16 protein-coding genes are annotated in these 21,471 nt (G+C 72.5%); 7 read left to right on the forward strand and 9 right to left on the reverse strand.

What is annotated here, in order from left to right; genetic code table 11:
• Positions 1–121: 121 nt before the first annotated feature.
• Both OHS18_RS01965 and OHS18_RS01970 read right to left on the reverse strand, forming a co-directional pair.
• Positions 122–5,605 carry an ATP-binding protein gene (locus tag OHS18_RS01965; protein WP_328615678.1) on the reverse strand — a complete coding sequence of 1,828 codons (5,484 nt, stop codon included), beginning with the start codon at positions 5,603–5,605 and terminating at the stop codon, positions 122–124.
• A 263-nt stretch (positions 5,606–5,868) separates the two neighbouring features.
• A complete protein-coding gene (locus tag OHS18_RS01970; RefSeq protein ID WP_328456708.1) occupies positions 5,869–6,108 on the reverse strand; it encodes a hypothetical protein in 240 nt (79 codons plus the stop codon).
• Between the two features lie 176 nt (positions 6,109–6,284).
• Between OHS18_RS01970 and OHS18_RS01975 the strand changes: the two genes are divergently transcribed.
• The 3 genes from OHS18_RS01975 (at position 6,285) to OHS18_RS01985 (ending at position 9,076) form a co-directional block, all read left to right on the forward strand.
• On the forward strand, positions 6,285–6,596 hold the full coding sequence (locus tag OHS18_RS01975; protein WP_328456706.1) for a hypothetical protein: 312 nt from the start codon (positions 6,285–6,287) through the stop codon (positions 6,594–6,596).
• Between the two features lie 98 nt (positions 6,597–6,694).
• The gene (locus OHS18_RS01980; RefSeq protein ID WP_328615679.1) at positions 6,695–8,194 is read left to right on the forward strand and encodes a CehA/McbA family metallohydrolase; all 1,500 of its coding nucleotides are present in this window, start codon (positions 6,695–6,697) and stop codon (positions 8,192–8,194) included.
• Positions 8,195–8,281: 87 nt separating this feature from the next.
• Complete coding sequence (locus OHS18_RS01985) at positions 8,282–9,076, forward strand: hypothetical protein (protein WP_442875335.1); 795 nt, start codon at positions 8,282–8,284, stop codon at positions 9,074–9,076.
• 156 nt (positions 9,077–9,232) lie between these two features.
• Here OHS18_RS01985 and OHS18_RS01990 read toward each other — a convergent pair whose 3' ends face one another.
• Genes OHS18_RS01990 through OHS18_RS02000 form a run of 3 tightly spaced genes read right to left on the reverse strand, consistent with a single transcriptional unit; the run spans position 9,233 to position 11,941 of the window.
• Positions 9,233–10,258 carry an NAD(P)-dependent alcohol dehydrogenase gene (locus tag OHS18_RS01990; protein WP_328615680.1) on the reverse strand — a complete coding sequence of 342 codons (1,026 nt, stop codon included), beginning with the start codon at positions 10,256–10,258 and terminating at the stop codon, positions 9,233–9,235.
• Complete coding sequence (locus OHS18_RS01995) at positions 10,255–10,926, reverse strand: iron-sulfur cluster assembly protein (protein WP_328456700.1); 672 nt, start codon at positions 10,924–10,926, stop codon at positions 10,255–10,257. The genes OHS18_RS01990 and OHS18_RS01995 overlap by 4 nt, the downstream gene beginning before the upstream one ends.
• A gap of 1 nt (position 10,927) precedes the next feature.
• On the reverse strand, positions 10,928–11,941 hold the full coding sequence (locus OHS18_RS02000) for an amidohydrolase family protein (protein ID WP_328615681.1): 1,014 nt from the start codon (positions 11,939–11,941) through the stop codon (positions 10,928–10,930).
• 174 nt (positions 11,942–12,115) lie between these two features.
• On the opposite strand from OHS18_RS02000, the gene OHS18_RS02005 reads away from it, so the two are divergent.
• Positions 12,116–13,585 carry a helix-turn-helix domain-containing protein gene (locus tag OHS18_RS02005; protein WP_328456696.1) on the forward strand — a complete coding sequence of 490 codons (1,470 nt, stop codon included), beginning with the start codon at positions 12,116–12,118 and terminating at the stop codon, positions 13,583–13,585.
• Here OHS18_RS02005 and OHS18_RS02010 read toward each other — a convergent pair.
• A complete protein-coding gene (locus tag OHS18_RS02010) occupies positions 13,560–14,795 on the reverse strand; it encodes an MFS transporter (RefSeq protein ID WP_328615682.1) in 1,236 nt (411 codons plus the stop codon). The genes OHS18_RS02005 and OHS18_RS02010 overlap by 26 nt on opposite strands.
• A gap of 81 nt (positions 14,796–14,876) precedes the next feature.
• Between OHS18_RS02010 and pdxR the strand changes: the two genes are divergently transcribed.
• Complete coding sequence (gene pdxR, locus OHS18_RS02015) at positions 14,877–16,286, forward strand: MocR-like pyridoxine biosynthesis transcription factor PdxR (protein ID WP_328615683.1); 1,410 nt, start codon at positions 14,877–14,879, stop codon at positions 16,284–16,286.
• A 15-nt stretch (positions 16,287–16,301) separates the two neighbouring features.
• On the opposite strand, the gene OHS18_RS02020 is transcribed toward pdxR, so the two are convergent.
• Positions 16,302–17,717 carry an MFS transporter gene (locus tag OHS18_RS02020; protein ID WP_328615684.1) on the reverse strand — a complete coding sequence of 472 codons (1,416 nt, stop codon included), beginning with the start codon at positions 17,715–17,717 and terminating at the stop codon, positions 16,302–16,304.
• 80 nt (positions 17,718–17,797) lie between these two features.
• Entirely contained in the window at positions 17,798–18,271 is a 474-nt protein-coding gene (locus OHS18_RS02025; RefSeq protein ID WP_328456688.1) for an SRPBCC family protein, read from the reverse strand.
• Between the two features lie 194 nt (positions 18,272–18,465).
• Between OHS18_RS02025 and OHS18_RS02030 the strand changes: the two genes are divergently transcribed.
• Positions 18,466–18,978 (forward strand): bifunctional nuclease family protein, encoded by a 513-nt coding sequence (locus tag OHS18_RS02030; RefSeq protein ID WP_328456686.1) that lies wholly within the window; start codon positions 18,466–18,468, stop codon positions 18,976–18,978.
• A gap of 3 nt (positions 18,979–18,981) precedes the next feature.
• Here OHS18_RS02030 and OHS18_RS02035 read toward each other — a convergent pair whose 3' ends face one another.
• Positions 18,982–19,965: a LysR family transcriptional regulator gene (locus tag OHS18_RS02035; RefSeq protein ID WP_328615685.1), complete on the reverse strand. Its 984-nt coding sequence runs from the start codon at positions 19,963–19,965 to the stop codon at positions 18,982–18,984.
• Positions 19,966–20,060: 95 nt separating this feature from the next.
• Between OHS18_RS02035 and OHS18_RS02040 the strand changes: the two genes are divergently transcribed.
• On the forward strand, positions 20,061–21,470 hold the full coding sequence (locus OHS18_RS02040) for an aminopeptidase P family protein (protein WP_328615686.1): 1,410 nt from the start codon (positions 20,061–20,063) through the stop codon (positions 21,468–21,470).
• Position 21,471 lies beyond the last annotated feature (1 nt).

Consider the following 21,471-nt stretch of genomic DNA (forward strand, 5'->3'; position numbering starts at 1 on the left):
CGAACCGGCACGCACAGTGTGTCGGTGCGGGACAAACCCGCCATACCCCCGAAAGTCGCGAAACCGGTCAACGGCAAGGGCGGCACTTTCACGTGAAAGTGCCGCCCTTGCCGAGCCGTCGCTACTTCTTCAGGCCGTGCTCGATCGACTCGATGATGCGCGGCCGCAGTTCCGCCGCGCTGATGATCGCGTCCACCGAGCCGACCTCGACCGCGCGCTGGATGTTGTGGACGCGGTCGAACTCCGCGGCCACCTCGCCGACCTTCTCCGCGCGGACCGAGGACTGGACCTCGGCCAGCTGGGCGTTCAACGCCGCCCGCTCGGCGCCGCTCGTCTCCGAGACGCGGGCCTGCAGCTCGGTCACCCGGGGGTCGGTCGCCGTGCGGTTGTTGACCTCGCCGGAGAAGACCACCGCCGCCGCCGGGGCGCCGCCCAGCACCGAGGCGAACGAGCCCTCCAGTGCGAGCACCGTCATGTTCGGGTTGAGCGCCTTGGAGAACACCACGAACGCGCCGCCGTGGTAGCGGGAGATCACGCAGAACACGATCGGGCCGTCGAAGTTGACGATCGCCCGGCCGATCTCCGCGCCGTACTCCAGCTGCAGCTTGCGCAGCGACTCCGGCGAGCCGTCGAAGCCCGACAGGTTCGCCAGCACCACCAGCGGCCGGTTGCCCGACGCCGAGTTGATCGCCCGCGCGGTCTTCTTCGACGACCGCGGGAACAGCGTGCCGGCGGTGTAGGCGTCCGGGCCGTCGGTGGGCGGGAAGCCGCGGCGCGGCACCGAACGCGACTCGATGCCGACCAGGCAGACCGGCCAGCCGCCGATGTGCACGTCCTGCACCGCCGAGGTGTCCGCGTCGGCCATGCCCGCCCAGCGCTCCAGCACCGGGTGGTCCTGGTCCGACAGCGCGCGCATCACCGTGCGGATGTCGAACGCCTTCTTGCGGTCCGGGTTGTGCTCGGCCGAGAAGATCTCCCCGACCGTCTTGAAGTCGCTGCCGACGATCGCGTGCGGGAACGGCGAGACGTCGCGGTCCACCGGGTCGTTCGAGGTGGCCCGGCGCGGACCGGTCTCACCCGGCACGACGTAGGTGTGGTCGTAGTGCGACATCAGCACGTCGCGGGCGGCCGGCAGGTTCGGCGCCCAGTACTGCGCCTGGCCGTTCGGGCCCATCACGCGGTCGTAACCGCCGATGCCGAAGTTGTCCTCGGCCGACACGCCGCCGGAGAAGTCCAGCGCCTGCTTGCCGGTCAGCACCATCGCCGAGTCCGGCGTCATGATCAGGACGCCCTTGGTGTGCATGAGCATCGTCGCTTCGGCGTTCCAGTACGGCTGCGCGCCGACGTTGATGCCGACGACCACGACGTTGATCTCGCCGCCGTCCTGGGTGAACGTCACGATCCGCTTCAGCGCCGCGGCGACCCAGTCCATGTTCTCGGTGCCCGAGGTCATCGAGATCCGGGCGCCCGCGGACACCGCGAACCACTCCAGCGGCACCTGCATCCGCTCGGCCAGGTCCAGCGCCGCGATGACGCGCGAGCACTCCGGCTCAGACAGCGCGCCGAGCGCCTTCGTCGGGTCGCCGAGCAGCACGACGCGGGTGACGCCTTCGGGGTGGCGCTCGGTCGGCGTCGTGACGACGCCCGCGATGATCGCCGCGGAGTTCTTGCCCTTCGGGCGGTCGACCGGAACCAGCGCGCCGGAGCCGTCGAAGTCGTGCTCGACGAAGCTGCCGTCCGAGCCGGCGAGCAGGCCGGTCAGCTCGTACGGGTAGACGTTGCCGCGCCGCGCCGCGCGCAGCACCTTCTGGCGGTAGTCGTCGAGCGGCTGCAGCGGCTCGTCGGTCGGCGCGCCGACGTGCAGGCGCGCGCCGTTGCCCGGGTCGAGGGTGATCCGGACGGCGATCTCGGTCAGCTCGCCGGCGTGGGTGCGCTGGCGGGCCAGGAACTGGACCTCTTCCAGCCCGGCGCCCGCCGTGGTCGGCAGGATGCGCTGGACCAGCGTGTTCAGCTCTTCGGGGGTGATCTCGGTCGACGGCCAGACGTACATCATGATCCGGTTGGTGTCGAACCGCTTGTTCTGCGGCCGCTGCGCCTGGATGTTGCGGATCGCGTCGAGGCACGCGGTGATCGCGTCCTCCACCGCGGGCAGCGAGACCAGCCGGCCGTCGGCTTCGCGCAGCGGCGTCAGGTCGCGGACCTGGCCCATCGCGATGAGCCGCTCGTCGGCCGGGTTGCTCTGGGCGGTGGCCTTGAACAGGTAGATCTCCTCGTCCGACGACGGCAGCCGGGTGAGGTCGAACTCGCGCAGCCGCTGCAGCTGCAGGCGCTGGGCGATCATCGGGTGCAGGCCGCGGATCAGCCGGTCCTCGGCGAATCCCGCGCCGTCGGGGCGGAACGTGAAGTGGTGGTGCATCACCGCGCCGCTGGTGCCGGCCACCGTGGTGGTGATCCGGCGGACGCCGGCGGGCGGCGCCAGCCCGGCGAGCACTTCGCCGAGCCGCACGGCCATCGCGTCGGCGTCGGGCTGGTCCTCCCACGTGACGTAGAGGTCCGCGACCAGGCCGTGGTCCGGGACGTCGACGGCGAACGTGCCGACCGCGCCGATCGCGTCCGGCAGCGCCGCGATGTCGACGGCCGTGGTGACCACGCGCGTCACGCCGTTGCGGCCGCTGTGCTCGGCGGTGACGAACCGGCAGCCCGCGACGTCGTGCGCGGTGACGTCCGAGAGCCCGCGGTTGCCGTAGTAGCGGCGGGTCAGGACTTCCAGCAGCGGCGCGTGATCGCGGCCGGGCCGCCCGATCCGCTGGCCGATGAGCCGCACCAGGGGTTCGGCGCAGGCCACCATCGTCTGGATCCGCTCGGCGCGGTCCGGGGCGTCGGGGTGCTGGTCGAGGTGGCGCAGCTGATCGCGCACCGAGGCGTAGGTGCGGGCGCGGCCGCGGCGCAGCAGCGGCTGGGCGAACCAGCGGAAGACCACGCCGCGGGCCAGGTCGGACACCACGGGGAAGCGCACCTGCGTCGCCTCGATGAGGTGCTCGAGGGTGAGCCCGGCGCGTTCGCTGTCGGACTCCAGCGGCGGCGCGCCCGCGAGCCACTGCCGCAGCAGCTCGGAGACGACGGCGACGTCGGACGACATCCGTTGCTGCGCCAGGAAGATCCGGAAGACCGCGCCTTCCAGCTCCGGCGTGCGGTCGAGGTCGGTGACGCCGTAGTGGCCGAGCACCTTCGTCAGCTTGGCCTGGAAACCGGGCGAGACCGCCGCCCGTTCGACGTCGAGGCTCTGCAGGTAGCTGTGGAAGAACTCGCGCGGGCTGTGCACCGGGCTGTCCGGCTCGGTGTCCAGCTCGCCGCCCGGCTTGTTGCGGCTCAGCTCGGACAGGTCGGCGAACACGGTCAGCAGTTCCAGCTCACCCTCGACCGGGCGGCCGCTCAGCTCGGCGCGCGCGGCCAGGTAGGCCGACAGCACCCGCTTGCGCTCGGCCGGGTCGACGTCGAAGCCGAGCAGCAGGCTGCGCAGGTCCTGCAGGCCCCGCTCGACACGAGCCTCGGCGGAGACACCCGACGGCTCGGCGGGCAGCTCGATCTCGACCGTTTCGGTCTCGGTGGCGGCCTCTTCCTCGGCGCCTTCGGCGAGCGGCTCCAGCCGCATCAGGGGCGCGCCGGTCTCGACCTGGCTGCCGACCGACACCGGGCACTCGCGGACGCGGGCGCGGAACGGCGCGCGCAGCACCGTTTCCATCTTCATGCTTTCCAGCACCAGGATCGGCGCGTTCGCCTCGACCTCGTCACCGACCGACAGCGGGGTCGCGACGACCAGCGCGGGCGCGGGGGAGCGGACGACGCCGCCCTCGTCGCGGCTGATCCGGTGGGTGACGCCGTCGACCTCGACGAGGTGCGTCGGGCCGTGCGTGGCGGCGGTGACCCGGAAACGCTGCCCGTTGACGACGATCTGGCCGCTGTGCGCGTCGAACCGCTCGATCTCGACGTCGGCGGGGTGGACGTCCGAGCCGCCGGCCGAGATCCCGACGCGGAAGCGCTGCCGGCCGGCCCGGGCCACGCTGACGCGGTAGCCGACGCCGCGCAGCTTGAGGTCCAGCGGGCGGCCGGACTCGTGCTGCACCTGCGGGCGGCCGCCGTGCGCGGTGTTCAGCAGCTGCTGGACGGTGACTTCTTCCTCGTCCTGGTAGGCCTCGATGGCGGCCGCGGCCAGCGCGATCGCGGAGTGCCGGTGGGTGACCAGGCGGCCTTCGGCGCGGACGCGGTCGATCCAGCCGGTGTCGGCGCTGGCGTCGATCACCTCGGGCTGGTCGAGCAGGTCGAGCACGAAGCTCTTGTTGGTCGCGCCGCCCTCGATGATGACGGTGGTCTCGGCCATCGCGCGGCGCAGCCGGCCGAGCGCCTCGTCGCGGTTGCGGCCGTAGGCGATGATCTTCGCGATCATCGAGTCGAAGTCCGCCGGGATGGTGTCGCCCTCGCTGACGCCGGTGTCGACGCGGATGCCGGGGCCGGCGGGCAGGGCCAGCCGCGCGATGCGGCCGGGGGAGGGCGCGAAGTCGCGGTCGGGATCCTCGGCGTTGAGCCGCGCCTCGACGGCGTGGCCGCTCTCGGCCGGCTGGGGGCCATCGAGCTTGCCGCCCTCGGCGACGTGCAGCTGCAGCTTGACCAGGTCGGTGCCGGTGGTGATCTCGGTGATCGGGTGCTCGACCTGCAGCCGGGTGTTGACCTCGAGGAAGGCGAAGAGCTTCTCGCCCGGGTGGTAGAGGAACTCGACGGTGCAGGCGCCGCGGTAGCCGACGGCGACGGCGAGCCGCTCGGCCGACGCCTTCAGCTCGGCGGTCTGCTCGGGGCCCAGCACCGGGGAGGCGGACTCTTCGATGATCTTCTGGTTGCGGCGCTGCACCGAGCAGTCGCGGACGCCGAGCGCCCACGCCGTCTCGCCGTCGGAGATCACCTGGACCTCGACGTGGCGGGCGCCGGTGACCAGGCGCTCCAGGAACACGACGCCGGAACCGAACGCGCGCAGCGCTTCCTGGCTGGTGCGCTCGTAGGCGTCGGCGAGGTCCGCGCCGGAGGCGACCATCCGGATGCCGCGCCCGCCGCCGCCCGCGGTGGCCTTGAGCATCAGCGGGTAGCCGATCTCGTCGCCGGCGCGCAGCGCGTCTTCGAGGGTGGCGACCTCGCCGCGGCTCCACGGCGCGACCGGGACGCCGACCTCTTCGGCGATCAGCTTCGCGCCGATCTTGTCGCCGAGCTTGCGCATCGCGTCCGCGCTCGGCCCGACGAAGGTGACGCCGACCTTCTCGCACAGCTCCGCGAAGGCGGGGTCTTCGGCGACGAAGCCCCAGCCGACCCACGCGGCGTCGGCCTTCGTGTCGACCAGTGCCTTCTCCAGCACCCCGAGGTCGAGGTACGGCCGGGCCGAGGCCGGGCCGAGGTTGTAGGCGATGTCGGCTTCGCGCACGAACGTCGCGGTCCGGTCCGCGTCGGTGTAGAGGGCGACCGTCTCGATCCGCTCCCCGGTTTCCGCGGAGAGATCCCGGACGGCGTGGATCAGCCGCATCGCGGCCTCTCCACGGTTGACGATGGCGACACGACTGAACACCGGCTGAGCCTCCCAATTACCCACGCGCAGAAGGCGACGTCCGGGTCCCGGAGCGTCGCCTGCACCTGCCTACACCCTGGTCGATCACGACCGGGTGGGCCAATGTCCGGCATGGCGCATGCCGGAGGCGATGCTTTGTGGGAACCCGACAAAAAGCGACCCGCGCCACACTGCGCGGCGCCGGATTCTCGCGAGGTCTGCCACAAAGCACAGGGGAACCCTACGCCGGGCGTGACTAGGAAAACATCTGGTTGCCCGCGCGGTCAGGACGCCAGCAGGACGTCCGACTCCAGCACCTGGCCGAGCTCGCGGCGTTCGGCCTCCGACAACGGCACGGCGGCGACGCTGCACCGTCCGTCCGGCCCGGGCGCGGTGGTGATCGCGAGAACGGGCTTCCCGTCGACCTCCCGCAGGGTGACGCGGCCGCCGCACGCGAGGTCCACGGAGACCCCCGGCCGGTCGTGCTGCCGGCCCAGCCAGCGGCTGACGAAGTCGAAGGTCATGGCGTCCTCCCTCGGTGCGGGCGTTCTCCCCGAGCACAGGTGTCGCGGGTTAATGCCCCGGATACACCGGGTTCACACCCCGGCCGGCCGGAATTTCTCGTGCCGGGCCGAAAGGAGCCGCCGGGTCCGCCATGGAAGAGGTGTGGTGCCCCGGCCGCCGCGGTCATGATGGCCGGATGAAACTCGGGCAGCTGGCCGCCGCCGCGCGGGACGTTTTCGCCGCGAAGCTCGTCTACGGCGAACCGGTCGAGCGGGACGGGACCGTCGTCGTCCCGGCCGCCGCGGTGTTCGGGGGCGGGGGCGGCGGGGACGCGGACACGCTGCCCCTGCGGGAGGGCGCCGGGTTCGGAGTCCTCGCGCGGCCCGTCGGGGCGTTCGTCCTGCGCGACGGCAGTGTGAAGTGGGTGCCGGCCCTCGACGTCACGCGGCTCGGGCTCGCCGCGGCCGTCACCGCCGTCGCGCTCGCGAAGATCCTCGCCAAGCGCTGACGCGCAACCGGCACCGCTCGCCGAAAGTTCACCGGCGGTTCTTGTCCGGGTTCGCGTTGCTGACCTAGCGTCGGGCCGTCACTGATGCGGAGGTCGGCATGGATGTCAGCAGGCGAACGGTGCTCCGCGCGAGCGGGCTGGCCGCGGCCGCGGGGCTGCTCCCCGGCGTCGCGTTCGCGGAGCAGCCGGGCAGCACCGGCACCCAGACCCGGACCGTCACCGGCACCTTCGCGCCCGACATCCCGGACTGGTACTACCTGCCCGTCGACGTCCCGCGCGGCGTCCGGCAGATCGACGTCGCCTACTCCTACGACAAACCCCAGGTGCCCGCCGGCACCCGCGGGAACGCCTGTGACATCGGCGTGTTCGGCCCCGAGGGGCACGAGCTGGGCAACACCCGGGGCTTCCGGGGCTGGTCCGGCGGCTTCCGCGACCGGTTCTCGATCAGCGCGTCCGAGGCGACGCCGGGCTACCTCGCCGGGCCGGTCGAGCCAGGCCGGTGGCACGTCGTCCTCGGCCCGTACACGGTCGCGCCGCAGGGCCTGGACTACCGCGTCGAAATCACGCTCACCTTCGGTCCGGACGGCGCGCCGTTCAAGCCGAACCCGGCGCCGGAGACCGCGCCCGCCCGCGAGAGGGGCCGCGCCTGGTACCGCGGTGACGGCCACCTCCACACCGTGCACTCCGACGGCCGCCGCACGCCGGAGCAGCTGGTCGCCGACGCGCGCGCCGCGGGCCTGGACTTCATCGTCTCGACCGACCACAACACGTCCAGCTCGCAGCTGCAGTGGGGCGAGCACGCCACCGACGACCTGCTGATCCTCAACGGCGAAGAGGTGACCACGCGGTCGGGTCACTGGCCGGCGATCGGCCTGCCCGCCGGCACCTGGATCGACTGGCGCTACCGCGCGGCCGACGCGGCGGATTTCCGCCAGTTCACCGACCAGGTGCACCGCGCGGGCGGCCTGGTCACCGCCGCGCACCCGTTCGCCAACTGCTTCGGCTGCACGTACGAGTTCGCCTACGAGATCGCCGACCTCGTCGAGGTGTGGAACGGGCCGTGGACCCAGGACGACGAGGCGAGCGTCATCCACTGGGACGGCCTGCTGCGCGGCGGCCGGTTCATCCCGGCGATCGGCGACTCGGACGCGCACAACCCGGACCAGACGGTCGCGCTGCCGCACACCGTCGTCCACGCCGATCGCCTGCGCCGCAAGGAACTCCTGGCCGGGCTGAAGGCCGGCCGGTCGTGGCTGGCCGAGTCGGCGGCGGTCCGGCTCGACTTCACGGTCTCCGGTGGCGGGCGCACGGCCGGCATCGGCGAGCGGCTCCCCGCCGGGACCGGGACGCCGGTGACGGTGCGCGCGGTCGTCGGCGGGGTGCCGGGGACCACGGTGACGTTCCTCGACCAGCTGGGCCCGGAGCACGTCGAGACCGTCGGCGACGCCGGGGTGGCGACCGTCACGTGGACCACCTACCCGCGCTACAGCCGCTGGGTGCGCGTCGAGGTCCGGCGGCCCTCGGGCGGCCCGAACACGACCTCGCCCAACGCCATGGTCGCGATGTCGAACCCGATCTTCCTCGGTACCGGCCACTGAACCCCGGCCCGCGCCCCGCGTCTTCCGAGAGGGCAGACTGGTGCGAACGGGTGATGGGGAGGCAGTGTGCGTGGATGTGGCCTGAAGGTGGCCATCTTCCTGGGGGCGGTCGTCGTGCTGACGGCGGGGATCGTGGTCGTGGCGGTGCTCGTGCGCAGCCCGGTCCGGTCGCCCGGGTGCACCGTGACGCCGCCCGGGGACGGCAACGGGGCCTTCACGTTCACCCCGGAGCAGATGAACAGCGCCGCGACGATCTCGGCCGTCGGGACGAAGCTGGGCCTGCCCGCCCACGCGGCGACGGTCGCGCTGGCCACGGCGTTGCAGGAGTCGAAGCTGCAGAACCTCGAGGGCGGTGACCGCGACTCGGTCGGGCTGTTCCAGCAGCGGCCCAGTCAGGGCTGGGGCACGGTCGCCCAGCTGCGCGACCCGGTCTACGCGTCGACGGCGTTCTACGAGAAGCTCGAGAAGCTGCCGGGCTGGGAGACGATGCCGATCACCGAGGCGGCCCAGGCCATCCAGCGCTCGGGCGCCCCGGACGCGTACGCGCAGTGGGAGACGCAGGCCCGAGGCATGGCGGCGGCCTTCAACGGCCAGTGGCCGGCCGCCCTGACCTGCCGCAACCTGACCCTGGCGCCGCCCGCGGACATCGCGGCATCGGCGACGGCGGAGCTGGGCACGTCCCGGTTGAGCGGAGCGCACCCGCCGGCCCAGGGCTGGACGTATGCGAATTGGCTGGTCGGCCGCGCGGAGGCGCTGGGCGTCGACAAGGTGAGCTTCGCCGGCCAGACGTGGACGGCGGAGTCCGGAGCCTGGGCCCAGGACCCCGCCGCCGGCCCGGACCTCGCCCTGCACCAGGCCCCGGCGGCCCAGCCCAGTCAGTAACCCTCACTTTCGCCATGAAAGTGACGTAGGGACGGCTGCAGTCGTCACTTTCGCTATGAAAGTGACGTCTGGGCCGGGCGTGGACGTAACTTTCCCTAGGAAAGTGATCCGGAGTTCCCGCTCCGGAGGGCACCTTCGGGTGAAAGTGGGCCTGGGTTAGGGGACCAGGATCGCGCGGCCGCGGATGCGGCCCGCGTCCAGGTCGTCCAGTGCGCTCTGGAAGTCGTCCAGGGCGTAGCGCGCCGTGTGGAGCTTCACCCGGCCCTGTGCCGCCAGCACCATCAGTTCGCACAGGTCGTTGTACGAACCCACCAGGTTGCCGATCAGGTTGATCTCCGTCGAGATGACGTCGATCGTCGGGACGTCGATGTTCTCGCCGTAACCCACCACGTGGTAGTCGCCCGCCCGGCGCAGCATCGCGATGCCCTCCGCCGTCGCGCCGCCTTCGCCGACGAAGTCGATCACCGTCTCCGCGCCGTGGCCGCCCGTCAGGTCGAGCACTTCGCTCACCTGGGCACCGCTCGCGACCACGCCGTGGTCGGCGCCGATCGAGACCGCCAGCTTGACCGCGTCCGGGTTGCGGTCCACCACGATCAGCTCCGCGGCCGAGATCGCCTTGAGCACCTGGATGCCGATGTGCCCGAGCCCGCCCGCGCCGATGACGACGCACTTGTCGCCCGGACGCAGGCGCCGCGCCGCCTTGGCCGCCGCGTGGTACGCCGTCAGACCGGCGTCCGCCAGGGCCGCGACGTCCGCCGGCTCCAGCGCGTCGTCGATCTTCACCACGCTGCGCGCCGACGTCTTGAGGTACTCCGCGTAGCCGCCCGCCGTGTCGATGCCCGGGAACAACGACTGTGCACAGTGGACGTCGTCGCCGAAGCGGCACGCCCGGCACAGCCCGCACGTGATCAGCGGGTGCACGATCACCTTGTCACCCTCGGCGACGTTCGTCACCGCGCTGCCGACGGCGTGCACCCAGCCCGCGTTCTCGTGGCCGATCGTGTAGGGCAGGGTGACGCCGGACTTCTCCTGCCACTGCCCTTCCAGGATGTGCAGGTCCGTGCGGCAGACGCCGGCGCCGCCGATCCGCACGACGACGTCGTACGGGCCGGTGGCCTCGGGTTCGGGAACGTCGGTGAGCCGCAACGGCTCGTGATAGCCGACGACCTGGACCGCTTTCATGAAGCCTCCACAGTGGATTCCGGGTACCGGGTACGGAGCAGGCCGCGGCAGAAGTGCGCGTTGCCTTCGATGGAGATGCGGACCGATCGCGCGAACCGCAGCCGCAGCGGGATCTCCTCGCGCGGGAACGGCGTCCCGTGCTCGTCGACCAGGACCGGCGCCGACGGGTCGAGGGAAAGCCCGAGCGCCTCGCGACGACGCAAGAGGGCCTCGGAAGACGGCGCCGAAGGCAGGTCCGCGAGCGTCACCGCGTGCAGGTCGACGTGCTCGTCCGCACGCACGAGCACCGTCAGTGCACGCTCCATCGCCGCCTGGTGCGCCTTGCGCCGGAACGTCTGCCGCAGCTCTTCGAGATCTTCCTCGGCCTCGTGGCCGAACGTGCCGCGGTAGCCCGCGTCCGCCGCGAGACCGCGGTTGATCAGGTCCGAGTCGTGGTGGTCGTCGAGCATGACCACGACTTCGTCCGTCCACGGCAACGCCGTCAGCACGTCCTTCGCGTCCGACGCCATGAGGTAGGCGAAGTTCGGCGCGCAGAACGACGTCGGGAGTCGCAAGTGGACGGTCACCCGGCCGCCGTCGACGTCGAGTGATTTCACGAAGCCGAGGTCCGTGATGGGCTCGTCGAGCTCCGGGTCGAGAACCGCGTCCAGCGCGGTGTGGGCGTCCACCTCACGCCACCGAAACGGCCTGGGTCTCGATGGGCGCGAGCTGCAGCTCCGCAGGCACCGGGATGTCGTACATCGCGGCCGCGTTGAGCCCGAGGATCTTCTTCTTCTGCGCCACCGTCAGCGGCGCGTACTCGGGCAGGTCCGCCGGGATCTGGAAGTCGACGAACCGCTCGACCAGCCAGCGAGGCGTCCAGATCGCGTAGTCGCTGGAGAACTGGATGCGGTCTTCGTCCAGCCAGTACAGCAGCTCACCGATGATCTGCGCGAAGTACTTGGGCCGGGTGTGGATGAACGGCATCGCCACCGCGAGCCCCGCGTGCACGTTCGGTTCCTGCGTGGCGATCCAGCAGAAGTCCTCCAGCCGCGGCAGCCCGCAGTGCTCCACGACGAAGTTCAGGTCGGTGAAGTCGGTGGCCGCGTGGTCGACGTCGGCGACGTCGAAGGCGTCGCGATCCAGGGGCCGGATCGTCGGTCCCTTGTGGACGTGGATGTTCTTGACGCCCAGTTCCTGACAGGCTTCCAGGTACTTGTACGTCCACGGGTCGTTCAGCTTGTAACCGCGCGAATCACCCTGCCACTCGGCGGTGTAGAGCTTGACGCCCTTGAGCCCGAAGCGCTCGGCGTCACGCCGGAACCGGTCGAGTCCCGCTTGTTCCAGCCGCGGGTCGAAGTTGTGGTTGTAGGTGAGTTTGCCCGGGTGCTTCCGCGTCAGCGCGAACGCTTCTTCGGTCTGGCCGAAGCCGGTGTTGTAGAACGCGCCGAGGTGGGCGGGCTGGAAGATCGCGTGGTCGACGTAGCCGTCCTCGAACAAGTCCTTCACCAGCCGCTCGCCGCCCTGGTAGAGGTACTCCTCGTACGGCCACACCTCGGACTCCGGGCTGAGGTTGCGGTGGTAGTCGTAGAAGCAGTCGATGAACTGCTTGCCGTGGATGTTGCGCTGGTTCTCCGGGCGCGCGTCCCAGAGCGCCACGTGGGCGTCCACGATGAAATACGTTTCGCCGTCCTTGCTGTACATGTGCGTCCTCCGCGTTCGTGTCCGCCATTGGCACGTGCTGGCGACGGTAGGCACGTCGAGCCTGGTCAGGGACCCACCCGGTGTCTCGATATGAGACAGGCGAGCGCTGCCGCGGCGCGGTCCGCGGACGTAGCCTGGGGGAGTCGGCGCAGCGGCGCGCCCCGGGAGGTCGAGGTGGAGAACCCGCAGGTGCACGTCACGCGGTCGTTCGACGTGCGCGGGGCGGCCGCCATCGCGCCGCGGCTGCGGGCGTCCTGGCAGCGCAGCGAGCGCTACGGCGTGCCCGAGGACGAGGTCCTGCCCGTGTTCTCCGGCGCGGTCGACACCGGTTCGCTGCTCTACGAATGCGGCACGGAGGTGCTGCGGGGCCTGCAGGCGACCCTGGCCAACGAGCCGATCAGCCTGATGATCACCGACAGCGAAGGCCTGGTGCTGAGCCGGCTGTGCACGGACGCGTCGATCAACCGCTCGCTCGACAAGGTGCACCTGGCGCCCGGCTTCTACTTCGCCGAGAGCAACGCGGGCACGAACGGCCTCGGCCTGGCGCTCGCCGACCGGGCGCCGTCGCTGGTGCGCGCCGGCGAGCACTACTGCACCGACCTGCGCGGGTACACCTGCGCGGCGGTGCCGGTGCTGGACCCGATCACCGGCACGCTGGCCGGGAGCGTCAACCTGACGACCTGGTCGGAGCAGTCGTCCGAGCTGCTGCTCGCCCTCGCCCAGGCCGCGGCCGGCAACACCGCGGCGCTGATGCTGGCCCGCGCGTCCGGCCGGACCGCCCACCCGACCCCGCGCGGCGAGGTGTTCCGCGTCTACGCCGACCGCGTCGACCCCGGCGACCTGCCGCGCCTCTCCTCCGCGTGGACCACCGCGGTGGCCGAGACGCGGGCGGCGCTGGCGGCCGGCCGGGTGGTGGCCGTCGTCGGCGAACCGGGAGCGGGCAAGACGGCGCTGGCCTCGCTCGCGCACCGGGAGCTGCGGCCCCGCGACCGCGTGCTCAACGCGCGCCCGCCCGCGCCCGACGACGCCGACACGTGGCTGACGCTCTGGACGCCCGAACTGACCAAGGACGACACGTGCGTCATCGTGTCGGGGGTGGACGCGCTGCCCGCGTGGGCGGCGTGGGAGCTGGCGCCGCTGTTCACCGAGGCGCGGCAACGGGGTGGGCCGGTCCCGTTCGTGCTCACCGCGAAGGACGGCGCGCTGTGCGCGGCGCTGAGCCCGCTGGTCGACCGGGTCGTCGAGGTGCCGGCCCTGCGGTTCCGCCCCGACGACGTCCTCCCGCTGGCCCACCACTTCGCCCGCCGGGACCGCGGCCGCGACGTCACGTTCACGTCCGCGGCGTCGCGCGCGCTGATGGCCTACGACTGGCCGGAGAACGTGAAGCAGCTTCGCCGTGTGATGCGCGAAGCCGCCGCGCGATCGGACGTCATCGACACCCAGCACCTGCCGGCCGAGGTGTTCACCGGCGTCGGGCACCGGCTGAGCCGGCTGCAGGCCCTGGAACGCGACGAGATCGTGCGGTGCCTGTCCGAGCCGGGGGCGACGGTGGTGCACGCCGCCGCGCGGCTCGGCATGGGCCGCGCGACGCTCTACCGCAAGATGGCGCAGTACGGGCTCAACGCGCGTCAGCTGAAGTCTTAGTGTTTTTCCGGGCCCAGCGCACCGCGGGGCCCATCGCAAAGCCCGCGGCCAGGAACACGCCGCCCATGAGCAGCCAGCCGGGCAGGCCCCAGCCGAGGACGACCGTGCTCAGCAGCACCGGGCCGATCGCGCGCGCCACCGACGTCCCGGTGCCGAAGAAGCCCTGGTACTGGCCCTGCTTGTCGGTCGGCGCGAGCGCGAAGCCGATCTCCCAGGAGCCCGCCGACTGCAGCATCTCGCCGAGCACCTGCACCAGCGCGCCGGCGACCAGCACCGCGAACGCGACCCACGGCGACGTGCCCAGCGCCGAGAGCGCGAAGGCGACGCAGGAAGCGAACAGCAGCACCCCGGACCGGCGGACCATCCACGCCGCCGAGCCGATGCTCGCCAGCCGGCCGGCCACGCGGACCTGCAGCACCACCACGACGACCGTGTTGAGCACGAACAGCGCGGACACCGTCCAGCCCGGCGCGGCGGTGCGTTCCACGATCCACAGCGGGATCGCGACGCTCAGCAGCGGCATGCGCAGCAGCAGGATCGCGTTCAGCAGTGTCACCACGGCGTAGGGCCGGTCGCGCAGTACGGCCAGTTTCGGCTCGCCGGCGCGCGCGGAGAGGGTTTTCGGGATCGCCGGGAGCGACCACAGCAGCGCCGCCGTGACCACGAAGCTCACGGCGTCGAGCGCGAAGACCGTCAGGTACGCCGACGCCGTGTCGGCCGACAGGGCGAGCCCGCCCAGCCCGGCGCCGATGGCGAGGCCCGCGTTGCCCGCGGACTGCAGCTGCGCCCGGACGCGCGTCCGGTGCTCCGGGTCGGCGAGCGCGGCCAGCAGCGCCTGGCGCGCGGCGGCGAGGCCGGTCTGGCAGCCGGCGTAGAGGCAGGCGGCCAGCACGAACAGCAGCGGTGTTCGGACGACCATGAAGGCGAGGATCGACACGCTCGTCGCCAGGGCCAGCAGGACTGCGGAGCCGCGGGCGCCGTGGCGGTCGGCGAGGTGGCCGAGGGGCACCCCCGCGACCGAACCGACGGCCCAGCCGAGCGTGAGGCCGAGCCCGACCTGGGCCGGGGAGAGGCCGACGATCCGCGTGAAGAACAGGACCGAGCAGGTCAGGAACGCGCCGTCGCCGAGCGAGCCCGCCAGCTGGGCGGCCGCGAGGAGGCGGCCGGGGCGCCGGATCGTGGTGGCCGGGCGGTCCAAGGTCACTGTCATGGGAAATACGTTAGGGCGGAACTTGGCCCGATCCCAGATCCAATTATGGCCTTGTCGATTGGGCCAATGTAGGGTCGCCGGATGGACTTCCACGTCAGCCTGGCCGGGCGTGGCGACCTCAGCGTCCGGATCTACCGGCAGCTGCGCGACGCCATCCTCGACGGCCGGCTGCGCGAGGGCGAGCGGCTGCCGCCGACGCGGGAGCTGGCGCGGCGGCTGGCCGTCTCGCGCAACACCGTCGCGGTGGCCTACGACCGGCTGACCGCCGACGGTTTCCTCGCCGGGCGCGTCGGCGCCGGCACCTACGTCTGCGCGGAACTTCCCACGCTGGCCAAGTCGCGCAAGGCGCCTTCGGGAGCCGGTCCGCAGCCCAAGGCCGTGTGGCGGTCGCTGCCGCCGCCGGTCGCCCCGGTGGCGCGGGCGCCGGAGTACGACTTCCGCGTCGGCATCCCCGACGCCGCGCTGTTCCCGCTCGAGACGTGGCGGCGGCTGCTCGCGAGCGAGCTGCGGGACGCCGTCGGCTTCGCGCACTACGTCGACCCCGGCGGCTACGAGGGCCTGCGCGCGGCGATCGCCCGGCACGCCGGCGTCGCGCGTTCGGTGCGGGCCGACGCGGACGACGTCCTCGTGACGCAAGGCGCCCAGCAGGCGCTCGACCTGCTGTGCCGGGTGTTGCTCGAGCCGGGGGACCGGGTGGCGATCGAGGAACCCGGCTACCGGCTGGCGAAGCAGCTCTTCGCGTCCCACGGCGCCGAAGTCGTCGGAGTGCCGGTGGACGGCGAAGGCCTCGACGTCGCCGCGCTGCCTCCGCGGACGAAGCTGGTGTACGTCACGCCGTCGCACCAGTTCCCGCTCGGCACACCGATGTCGCTGTCGCGGCGGACGGCGCTGCTCGCGTGGGCCGAGCGCGCGGACGCCGTGGTCGTCGAGGACGACTACGACAGCGAGTTCCGGTTCTCCGACCGGCCCCTGGAGCCGTTGCAGAGCCTCGACCGCGACGGCCGGGTCGCCTACGTCGGGTCGTTCTCGAAGACGCTGCTTCCCATGCTGCGCCTGGGTTTCCTGGTCGCGCCGGCGTCATTGCGGGACGCACTGCGCCACGCGCGTCAGCTCTCGGACTGGCACGGCGACCTGCCCGCGCAGGCCGCGCTGGCCCGGTTCATCGACGACGGCCTGTTCGCCCGCCACATCCGCCGCGCGACGAAGGTCTACGCCGAGCGGCACGAGCGCATCACGTCGACGCTGGAACGGGCGTTCGCGGGCCGCCTGCGGCTGGTCCCGTCGGCGGCGGGCCTGCACCTGTGCGCGCTGGCCGACGACGACCTCGAGCCCGTCGCGGCCCGCGCTTCCCTTGCCGGAGCGGAAGTCCAGACGCTGTCCGACCTGTGCGGCGGCTATCCCGGCCAGGGCCTGGTGCTGGGTTACGGTGCGATCCCCCTGGAAAGGATCGACGACGGGCTCGCGGCGTTGGACCGTGCCTGGGTCTCGTGAGTGTTCAGGGCGGTTCTAACCGCCCTGAACACTCACGACCGGTGCGGCAGGGCTGGGTGGTTCGACGTGGTGGTCGGTCCGGCGCCGCGCGGCGATGAGCAGGCCGCCTGCTGACGTGGCCACCGCGGTGGCGAGGATCAGGAGCCAGCCGTGGCGGAAGTCCGTCAGGTCCGGGGTGCCCGCGAAGAGGGCGACCAGCACCGCCAAGCCCAGGACCGTACCGATCTGGCGGGTCGTGTTGACCATCGACGAGCCCGCGCCCCAGCGGGCCGCGGGCAGGACCGTGCCCACCACGCCGGACAGCGACGGCAGGATCAGGCCGACGCCGACGCCGGTCAGCAGCTGCCCGGGCAGCATCGCGCTCGCGTAATCGCGGGTGGAATCCATGCGCAGCAACCAGATCAGCACGCCGAGCCCGAACGAGACGCCGCCGAGCGCGACGATCGGGCCCGGGCCGAAGCGGTGCACGAACCGGCCGCCGAGGATCGACACCGGCACCACCATCAGCGGGCCCGGTGCCAGCGACAGCCCGGCGAGCAGCACCGAGTCGTGCCAGATCGACGTCAGGAACAGGACGTTGCCGAACAGCATCGCGGCGAACCCGGCGGCGAACACCCCGGTCGTCACGCAGGCGAGCCAGAGCGTCGGGACGCGCAGCGCGGGCAGGTCCAGCACCGGCACGGCGTGGCGCGCCGAGCGCAGCGGCACCCAGGCCAGCGCGACGGCGGCCACCACGAACGCGAGCACGACGGCCGGTGAGCCCCAGCCGTGGTCGGGCGCCTCCACCAGCGCGTAGGCCAGCGCCCCGACGCCGATCAGGAGCCCGGCCGCGCCGAGCAGGTCCGGGACGCCGGTGCCCGTGTCGCGGGACTCGCGCAGCACGCGCGGGCCGGCCAGCAGCGTCAGCGCGCAGATCGGCAGGTTCACCAGGAACACCCAGCGCCACGACGCCTCGACGAGCAGACCGCCGACCGGCGGGCCGAGTGCCGCGGCCGCCGCGCCCACCGACGCCCAGACGCCGACCGCCATCGGCCGCCGGTGCGCCGGGAACGCCGTCAGCAGCAGCGCCAGCGACGTCGGCATGACCAGCGCCGCGCCGATCGCCTGCACCGCGCGGAAGGCGATCAGCACGGGGATCGACGGCGCGATCGCGCACGCGGCCGAGGCGAGCGTGAACAGCGCGACGCCGATGAGGAACAGCCGCTTGCGGCCGTAGCGGTCGGCGAGCCGCCCGGCGGGCGCGAGGCACGCGGCGAACAGGACCGTGTAGCCGTTGAGCACCCAGGACAGCGTCGCGAGGTCGTCGCCCGGGAACGCGGCCCGGATGCCGGGGAAGGCGATGGTGACGATGAACGTGTCGAGGCTCGCCAGGAACGCGGCCGTCGAGACGACCAGCAGCACGAGCCCCGGCTTCGGCGCGATGTCCGTCATGACCCTCCTAGGTTTGAAAAAGCAACCTAGTCGGGACAGTGAGTTTCGACAAGAGACTGACCAGTTCGGAGCGACCTAGCTCACGCCGCGGCCCGCAACTCGGCCCGCGCCTTGAGCGCCGCGAGGGTGTGCTCGATCGACTCGACGTTGTACCCGGGCCGGTCGACGCGGCCGGTGACCTTCGGCCCCATGAACTTCCGCACGACCCAGCTGCCGATCCGGTACCAGTTCTCGGTGACGACGCAGCCGGTCGCGGTCGGCGTCAGCACGTACTCCCACCGGGAGACGCGCGAGCCGAGCGGCGTCCGGACGTCGAAGGCGAACCGGCGGTCCGGCTCGCAGGCGACCACCAGCACCCGCGTCCACCACTGCAGCTCGCCGTTGCGGTTGCGCCCGCGGAACCGCGCGCCCAGCGCCGGGCCGGTGCCGTCGAGCCAGCGGCCGCCGATGTTCTCCGGGCTCAGCTCGCCCATCCGCGGCAGGTCGGTGACCCACGACCACACCGTGTTCGCGTCCACGGGCACGTCGATGCTGCGCGAAATCGTCGGTTCCACACCCGTGACGGTGACAGTGGCCGGGGCCACCCGGCAAGGGGATCCGGTGTTGTCCGCAGTGCAGGAGAGCCGGTCGTTTCGGGTGGTCAGGCGCGGTAGGCCGAGCTGGTGAAAAAGTTGCGGCCGAAAGCAGGGTGTAAACGCGGACTTTCTGGGTACCTCGCGCGCGGAGGAGTCCTTATACGGAGGGTGCGGTGGTCAGCGTGATCCCGATCGAGGTCGTGGGGATGGCCGTTCCGGTCCCGGGGGAGGCCCCGCTGATGCTGCTCCGGGAATCGGACGGGGCTCGCCGCTGGCTCGCGATCATGATCGGGTACGGCGAGGCCGAGGCCCTGGTCCGGGCGCGCGAGCAGATCGAGCAGCCGCGGCCCGGCACGATCGAGCTGCTCGGCGACGTCCTCTCGGCGTTCGGCCAGGGGGTCGCGGCGGTCGAGCTGACCGAGGTGCGCGACGGCATCTTCTACGCCGACCTCGTGCTCGTGGACGGCACCCGCGTGTCGGCCCGGCCCAGCGACGCGGTCGCGCTCGGCCTGCGCCAGGGCGCGCCGATCCAGGTCGCCGAGGAGGTGCTCGACGTCGCGTCGGTGCAGCTCGAGGTCGAGCAGGAGGCCGAGCGTCCGGCGGCCGACGTGCTCGACACCGAAGCCGAGGTCGCGCGGTTCCGCACCGAGCTCGACGGGCTGCGGCCCGAGGACTTCGACCTCTGACACTCAGCCGGCTTCGCCGAAGTAGCCGACCAGGCTGTCCCCGGCCTGCTCGTCCCGGCGCCGCGTCCACCACGACCGGAACGGGACCGACGCCATCGCGTGCCGGGTGTAGGACGTCATCGCCGCGCGGTAGACCCGCTCGGCCTGGTCCCAGGTGACGCGTTCCTTGCGCCATGCCAGCACGAGCCGCATGCGCATCGGGTCGTTCTTCAGGGGGCGCACGACCATGCCGGGCAGCTCGGGCGCGGTCGGCTCGACCAGCTCCACCGCGTGGCCGGCCGTGATCAGCTGACGGCCGCCGCCGTTCTGGCACTCGAAGCGGATCCGCGGGGTGAACCCGGCGCGGTGGGCCGCCGCGCGCAACGACGTCAGCGAGCCGTCTTCGGAGCCCGGCGGGCCGATCCAGGCCTCGTCCGCGAGATCGGCCAGGTCGATCTCGGTCTCCGCCGCCAGCCGGTGCCGCGCGGGCAGGCCGATGAAGACCGGGATCCAGGGGAGCAGCACGCGGTGGCCGAGGTGCTTGGCCAGCGGCACCTCCTGATCGTCCGACATGGCGATGACGGCGATGTCGAGGGTCGCGCGGGCCAGCGACCGGGCCAGCACCGCGCTCGACGGTTCCAAGTGGACGGTCACCTCGACGCCGGGCAGCGCGTCGTCCAGCCGCTCGACGAACGTCGGCAGACAGTCCATTTGGGACGATCCGAGCCGGAGCGGGCCGGTGCCGGTCGAGCCGAGCAGGTCGGCCTCGAACCGGTCGAAGTCCAGCAGCAGCACCCCAGCCCGGCGCAGCGTCTGCTCGCCGACCGGCGTCGGGGTGACGCCCGTGTGGCTGCGGACGAACAACGGCGTGCCGATCTGCCGCTCGAACCGCTGCAGCAGGGAGGTCAGGGACGGCTGGGACACGCCCAGCGCGGCGGCCGCCCGCGACAGGCTGCCCGCCTCGGCGATGGCGCAGATCGCCCGCAGCTGCCGGATCTCCATGGCCATAGCCGGAGTCTATCGCCGCAGGCCATTACCGCCGGGCGTTCGCGGTGTGAGGCTGACTTCCCGACACTGTCTTCGTCAAGGTGGAAGGGGAACCGATGACCGGCGACCGAACCCGGCCCGACCTGCGCGCACTGCTGGGTGCCAAGGGATTCCGGAACTGGATCCGCGACGGCTGGGAGCCCGCCGCGGACGTCGTCGAAGTGCCGGACGGCACCGCCGAGGCCGCCGCCGCGCACCGGGCCCGGCTGTCGGCGGAGCTGCCCGGGCAGCGGATCGCCCTCGCGGCCGGGCGCGCGGTGGTGCGGTCCAACGACACCTTCCACGGCTTCCGCGCCGACAGCGACTTCGTCTGGCTGACCGGCTGCCAGCGTGAGGGCGCGATCCTGGTGCTGACCCCGGCCGGCGACAGTCACCACGCGACGCTCTACGTCCCGCGCCCGGCCGAGCCGGACGAGACCGACTTCATCGGCGACGCCGACACCAGCCCGCTGTGGGTCGGCTCCGCGGCCACCCCGGCCGCGTACGCCGAGGCGCTGGGCCTCGAGTGCCGCCCGCTGGAGGACCTGCCGCACGGCTTGCGCGGCCGGCACCCGCAGGTGCTGGTCACCGCCGGCGTCGACCCGGTGCTCGACGCGTACGGCCAGGGCCACAGCGAGCGGCTGCGCACGGTCCTCGCGGAGCTGCGGCGGCTCAAGGACGACTGGGAGGTGGGCCAGCTGCGCGCTGCGGTCGACGCCACCGCGCGCGGGTTCGCCGACGTGCTCGCCGCTCTCCCGGAGGCGGTGCGCGGCGGCGGGGAACGCTGGCTGCAGGGCACCTTCGACCGCCGCGCCCGCACGGAGGGCACCGGCCCCGGGTACACGTCGATCGTCGCGGCCGGGCGGAACGCGCCGGTGCTGCACTGGACGCGCTGCGACGGGCCGGTGGCCGAGGACAGCGTCGTGCTGCTGGACGCGGGTGTGGAGCTGGATTCGCTCTACACGGCCGACATCACCCGCACCTTCCCGGTGTCCGGCGAGTTCACGTCGGCCCAGCGCGACGTCTACGGCCTGGTGCACGCGGCCCACCTCGCCGCGCTCGCCGAAGTCCGCGCGGGGAACGACTTCGCCGCGTTCCAGACGACCGCGCTGGGGGTGCTCGCGAGGGGGCTGCACGACTGGGGCCTGCTCCCGGTGTCGGTGGACGAGGCCCTGTCGCCGGCCGGGCAGCAGCATCGCCGGTACATCGTCTGCGGCACCGGCCATTTCCTCGGGCTGGACGTCCACGACTGCGCCGCCGCGAGCCCGGGTGCCTACCGGGCGGGGCCGCTGGCCGAGGGGATGGCGCTGGCCGTCGAGCCCGGCCTGTACTTCCACGCGGGCGACCTCACCGTGCCGCCGGAGCTGCGCGGGCTCGGCGTGCGCATCGAGGACGACGTCGTGGTCACGGCGACCGGGTACGAGCTGCTGTCCTCTTCGTTCCCCTCCACGGCGGCGGAGGCCGAGGCCTGGGTCCGCGTGGCATGAT

This window comes from Amycolatopsis sp. NBC_00355 (genome assembly GCF_036104975.1).
In the GTDB taxonomy this organism is placed as follows: Bacteria; Actinomycetota; Actinomycetes; order Mycobacteriales; family Pseudonocardiaceae; genus Amycolatopsis.